Here is a 6,100-nt window from a genome sequence, read left to right on the forward strand (position 1 = left end):
GTGGTAAAATTATTGATGCAAATCGTAAATTCTGCGAGCTCTTTGAGAAGGATAAATCTCAACTTATAGGTCTTCACTTCTGGAATCTTGAACATGAAAAGGATGATTCAGTTAAATTAAAGAGATTCGAAAAGCTTTTGAGCGGTAAATCCGTTACTTATGAAACGGAATATATAAAATCTGATGACAAAAAAATATTCCTTGATGTAAGTTCTAAGATGATAGAGGTTGAAGGTGAGAAATTCATTCAGTCTCTTTACAGGGATATTACAGAGAAGAAGTTACTTCAGGAACAGCTTCTTCAGGCACAGAAGATGGAGTCCATAGGCATTCTGGCAAGCGGGGTTGCACATGATTTTAATAATCTCCTGACAGCATCTTTAGGACATATTGAGCTACTCTTACAGTTTGGAGGCCTTGATGACAATCTTAAAGTAAAAATGAAGGTTATAGAAAATTCCATAAGAAAGGCAGGAAATCTGGTATCCAAACTTTTAAGTTTCGCAAGAAAAGATCAACCAACTATTGCACCTGTGAATATGAATCAGGTCGTGAGGGATGCTGTAGAAATGGTAGAAAAAGTAGCTTTGAAGAAGAAGGTGGATTTTAACATTGAGATTGATAATTCCATAAATCTTGTGAATGGAGATGGTAATCAGCTTGAACAGATGCTTATGAATCTTCTTGTAAATGCTATTGATGCTATGCCCCACGGTGGCGTCATTACAATAAGGACATCGAATCTCCAGATAAAACAAAAGGCCCTATTCCCTACCTCGCTTCTTGAACCTGGAAATTATGTAGTGCTCACTGTTTCAGATACCGGAACAGGTATCCCGGAAAATATAAGGGATAAAATATTCGAACCCTTCTTTACTACGAAGGAAAAAGGAAAGGGTACAGGACTCGGTCTTCCAATGGTTCATGGAATTGTGAAAGCCCATAATGGCCTGATAAATGTAATTTCAGAAGAGGGTAGGGGTACGACCTTTGAGATTTTCTTCCCTGCCTGTGGAACCCGGGTAGAATTACCTGAAAAATCTATATTTATATCTTCTCCCAAACTCCATAATATAATGCTTGTTGACAATGAAAGGGACATACTTAACAGCCTAAAGGATTTACTTGAAAAAAATGGTTACAGGGTCTTTGCCACAGACAATCCAGCCTATGCAGCTGATATATTTCAGGATATTCATCTTAGCATTGATCTTGTTATTACAGATTTGTCAATGCCCCTTTTTGATGGAGCAGAGCTGATATCAACGATTAAAAGTATATCACCATCGGTAAAGGTTATCACAATCTCTGCCCACGAACATAAATTAGCAGAACTGAGGAGCCTTAAGATAGTAGATGGCTTTATAAAAAAACCTTTTGAAATAAATGAGCTTCTCACTATGATTAGAAATGTCCTCAGTAAAAATAGTATAATATAATGTGCCCAGCAAGTTTTTCTATATAGAGACGCGTGGCTGCCAGATGAATTTCCATGACTCTGAAAAGATCATGGGAATTCTCAAAAAAGAGGGTTATTTTCCCACTGATGAACCCAGAAAAGCTGATCTTATAATCTTTAACACCTGCAGTATCAGAAAAAAACCAGAAGAAAAGCTTTTCAGCAGTCTCGGAAGACTCAAGCACCTCAAGCGGCAGAGACCTTCATTGAAAATAGCGGTCTGTGGCTGCATTGCCCAGCAAAAAGGGGAGGAACTTCTTAAAAGGGCTTCCCATGTGGACTATATCTTTGGTCCCCAGAATATAAGTAAACTTCCCCATATACTTACTTTGGAAAAAGCTGTTATTACAGAGGAAAACCCAGAGATTCAACTTGAAGAACTTCCTGCAGAAAGGATTGATGGCATCAAGGCCTCTGTAACAGTTATGTATGGATGCAATAATTTCTGTTCCTACTGTGTTGTGCCTTATACAAGAGGCAGAGAAATAAGCAGACCTCTTGAAAAGATTATTAATGAAATAAAATCCCTTGCTGATCAGGGATATAAGGAGATACAGCTTTTGGGACAAAATGTAAATTCATACAGAGATAGAGAATTTGATTTTTCAGACCTGTTAAGGAAGGTAAATGATATTTCAGGAATTGAAAGAATAAGATTTATTACCTCTCATCCGAGAGACCTTACAGAGAGACTTATTAAGACCATGGCTGAGCTTGGCAAAATCTGTGAGCATCTTCATTTGCCTATTCAATCTGGGTCCAACAGGATTTTGAATCTTATGAACAGAGGATACACTTATGAAGATTATAAAAAAAAGGTTGATCTTTTAAGGAGTTATATTCCTAATATCGCCATAACCACTGATATAATAACCGGATTTCCATCTGAGACAGAAGAAGACCATCATCAAACATTAAGGGCACTTGAGGATATCCAGTATGATGGAATCTTTGCCTTTAAATACTCCAGGAGACCGGGCACAAAAGCAGCAGATATGCCTGAACAGATATCTGAAGACATCAAATCAAGAAGACTTTCTGAAATACTGAAGCTTCAGGATAATATAACCCTCAAAAAAAATACAGGATTGATAGGGACCATACAGGAGGTTTTAATAGAAGGTAAAGCTGAGACCGGACAGACCCTTGGCCGCACAAGGACAAACAAGATCGTTATTTTAAAGGAAGATCTTCCATCAGGCCTAATAATAAAGGCAAGAATTACAGAGGCAAAGATACATAGCCTTATTGCCGAACCTCTATGAGATTTTCCATCCTTACCCTGGGTTGCAAAACCAACCAGGCTGAAAGTGAAACCCTTTCCATGGAATTACTAAAGAAGGGGCATAAAGAGGTTGAACTTTCTGATAATCCTGATATCTGTATTATAAACACCTGCACGGTTACTGCAAAAAGTGATTATCAGTCAAGACAGCTTATAAGAAGAGCTATTAAAACAGGTGCAAGGGTTATTGTTACTGGTTGTTATGTAAATAGGGCTAAAGAGGAGCTGAGAGCTTTGAGCAATACCTGCCTTTTAATTAAAAATGAAGAAAAATCATTTATAATTAATATGTTTCAAGATATTATTTCAAGTAACACTATAAATTTAACAGTCCATCGTTCTAGGCCGGTTATAAAAATCCAGGATGGATGTAATAAAAGGTGTTCTTTTTGTATAATTCCAAAGGTTAGAGGCAGGTCAAGATCAAGGACCTTTGATGAGGTAATAGAGGAAATTATGACTCTCGAGGAGCTTGGTTTTAATGAAGTGGTGCTTACTGGAATTAACATAGGTTCCTATGGTCATGACCTTAAACCAAAAAGAAGACTTGAAGACTTGGTTGAAGAAATAATCCTAAAAACAAAGAATGTAAGGATAAGAATCAGCTCACTTGGTATAAAGGATATATCTGCACGAATTATTGATCTATTAAAAGATTCTGGACGGATATGCAGACACCTGCATCTTTCACTCCAGAGCGGTGATGACGCAATACTAAGATTAATGAACAGAAATTACAGCAGAAAAGATTTTATTGAATTAACAAAATATTTAAAGGAAAGTATTTCAGATGTAAATATAGGTGCTGATGTTATAGTTGGTTTCCCAGGTGAAGAAGAGAAAAATTTCGAAAACACATATAATGCAATTAAAGAGGCTGGTATAGGTTACATCCACATTTTTCCATATTCAAGAAGGCCGGGAACACCTGCTGCGTATATGCAAGGTCAAATTGATGGCACTACAAAGATCAGCAGGGTCAGGCTTTTGAAGGAACTTGATCAGGAACTAAGGCATTCCTTTTATCTCACACAGGTCAATAAAACCCATAAAATAATAATTGAGGACATGAAAAATGGCTTTATAAAAGGAAAAACAGATAATTATATTGATGTATTTATCCCTGAGGGCGGGTTAAAAGTCAAAAAATCTGAAATCCTTGATATTATTATTAAAGAAGTGAGACAGAATATGATTTTAGGAAAGCCCTTATTAAGTTTATAACCCTTTGAAGTTTCGTTATTTTTAATCTGCCTGCCTTTTGAGCAAACCCATAAAATTCATTTAAATTTCAAAGGGTTAAGATTGTTTTTTACAAACTTATTAACATCTTATAAACATCAGTTGTTTAATATCATATGTCTGATAAGAAATATTATGTTAAATTTTTTTGAAAATAAATTTTTTTTAAAGTTCTTCTGCTTCCTGCCTCTTTACCTGCTTCTTAACACCCTCCCTTGCTATGGCGATCTTACCTGTCCTGACAAATTCCTTTATTCTGAAAGGTTTCATAAGCTCAATAAAAGCCTCAATCTTCTTTTCATCACCTGTTATTTCTATGGTGTAAGTAGCCGGGCTTGAATCTACAACCCTTCCCCTAAATATCTCTGCAAGTCTTAAGACTTCTGCTTTGTCTTCTTGTTTTGGAGGAGCTACCTTGATAAGGATCATCTCCCTTTCGACATGGTCAAGCTCTGTAAGGTCAACAACCTTAATTACATCTATTAGTTTATTAAGCTGCTTTGTGATCTGTTCTATTATCTGATCATCACCACTGGTAACAATAGTCATAATAGAAACACTAGGATCAATGGTCTCACCAACTGACAGACTCTCAATGTTATAACCCCTTCCGCTGAAAAGACCAGCGATCCTCGAAAGCACACCAAATTTGTTTTCTACGAGTAATGAAATCGTATGTCTCATTTTACGGCCTTCAGTTTCTTATCTGCTTTTTTCTCTTCCCCAAAGATCATCTCATCTATAGAGGCTCCGGCAGGAACCATTGGAAATACCTTTTCCTTCCAGTCAACTATGAAGTCTATAAATACAGGCATCTTTATTCTGAACGCTTCTTTAAGTACAGGCTCAACCTCAGAGGGTTTTGTAGCCCTTAAGCCAACAGCTCCGTAGGCCTCCGCAACCTTCACAAAATCTGGTGCAACGTCAAGATAGGTGTGGGAATATCTTTCTCCAAAGAAAAGCTCCTGCCACTGTCTAACCATACCGAGATATCTGTTATTAAGAATGGCTACTTTTACAGGAAGTTTGTTCAATACAGCTGTAGCAAGTTCCTGAATATTCATCTGAATGCTACCGTCTCCTGCAATATCTATTACAAGCTTATTAGGATGAGCAAGTTGCGCACCTATTGCTGCTGGAAAGCCAAAGCCCATTGTGCCAAGGCCTCCAGAGGTTATAAAAGTCCTTGGCTTATCAAATTTATAAAACTGGGCAGCCCACATTTGGTTCTGACCAACCTCGGTTGTTATAATTGCATCTCCACCAGTCAGCTCATAAATCTTCTCAACAACATACTGGGGTTTTATTACTTCAGTGCTATGTTCGTAAGTAAGGGGTCTCTCATTCCGCCAAGCATCAATCTGTTTAAACCATGCCTTTCTAACCTCACTCCACTGGCCTTTTATCTCTTCCTTAAGAATCTTGTTAAGAACTATTAATACCCTTTTAAGGTCTCCGACTATAGGAATATCTACTCTTACACTCTTTCTTATTGATGTAGGATCTATATCAACATGTATTATCTTTGCATGGGGTGCAAAGGTGCTAACCTTTCCTGTAACCCTGTCGTCAAATCTTATGCCCAGACCTATTATCAGGTCAGAATTCTGGACAGCCATATTAGCACAATAGGTACCATGCATGCCGAGCATTCCCATGAATAATTTATGGGTTCCAGGAAAACCTCCAAGACCCATAAGGGTATTAGTTACAGGTATCTGGTTATATTCTGCAAGCTCTTTTAATTCCTTACTTGCACCTGAGATAATTATTCCACCACCTGCAATTATTACAGGCCTTTTAGATTTCGCAATCTCCTGGGCAGCCTGGTTTATCATCCACTTATTACCCTCATATTTAGGATTATAACTTCTTATCTTTACCTCTTCTGGCCATATAAAATCTGCCTTACCTGCTGTTACATCCTTTGGAAGGTCAATAACAACTGGTCCTGGTCTTCCAGTGGTTGCAATATAGAAAGCCTCCCTTATTACCTTAGCAAGGTCCTCGGTCTTTTTTACAAGATAATTATATTTTGTACAAGGTCTAGTAATACCCACTATATCAGCCTCCTGAAAGGCATCGTTACCTATGAGGGCAGTGGGTACCTGTCC

General features: G+C 37.6%; 5 protein-coding genes. 3 read left to right on the forward strand and 2 right to left on the reverse strand.

Features of this window, described 5'->3' with window-relative positions:
- The 3 genes from N2257_10175 to mtaB form a co-directional block, all read left to right on the forward strand.
- A partial coding sequence (locus tag N2257_10175) for an ATP-binding protein (protein ID MCX7794749.1) occupies positions 1-1,439 on the forward strand: 1,439 nt, incomplete at its 5' end.
- A 1-nt stretch (position 1,440) separates the two neighbouring features.
- Entirely contained in the window at positions 1,441-2,724 is a 1,284-nt protein-coding gene (miaB, locus tag N2257_10180; GenBank protein ID MCX7794750.1) for a tRNA (N6-isopentenyl adenosine(37)-C2)-methylthiotransferase MiaB, read from the forward strand.
- Positions 2,721-3,968 carry a tRNA (N(6)-L-threonylcarbamoyladenosine(37)-C(2))-methylthiotransferase MtaB gene (gene mtaB / locus N2257_10185; GenBank protein ID MCX7794751.1) on the forward strand — a complete coding sequence of 416 codons (1,248 nt, stop codon included), beginning with the start codon at positions 2,721-2,723 and terminating at the stop codon, positions 3,966-3,968. Before miaB ends, mtaB begins: the two co-directional genes overlap by 4 nt.
- 183 nt (positions 3,969-4,151) lie before the next feature.
- Here the strand turns inward: mtaB and ilvN are convergent, their stop codons facing one another.
- Positions 4,152-4,670, reverse strand: coding sequence for an acetolactate synthase small subunit (ilvN, locus tag N2257_10190; GenBank protein MCX7794752.1), 519 nt, complete (start codon positions 4,668-4,670; stop codon positions 4,152-4,154).
- Positions 4,667-6,100 (reverse strand): biosynthetic-type acetolactate synthase large subunit (gene ilvB, locus N2257_10195; GenBank protein MCX7794753.1); only part of this gene is annotated, 1,434 nt, incomplete at its 5' end. The genes ilvN and ilvB, both read right to left, overlap by 4 nt.

It is taken from the genome of Thermodesulfovibrionales bacterium (genome assembly GCA_026417875.1).
GTDB lineage: Bacteria > Nitrospirota > Thermodesulfovibrionia > Thermodesulfovibrionales > CALJEL01 > CALJEL01.

Excerpts from the sequence above, each read along its gene's own strand:
- ilvN (MCX7794752.1), bottom strand. The coding sequence starts at position 4,670 with ATGAGACATACGATTTCATTACTCGTAGAAAACAAATTTGGTGTGCTT.
- mtaB (MCX7794751.1), top strand. The coding sequence starts at position 2,721 with ATGAGATTTTCCATCCTTACCCTGGGTTGCAAAACCAACCAGGCTGAA.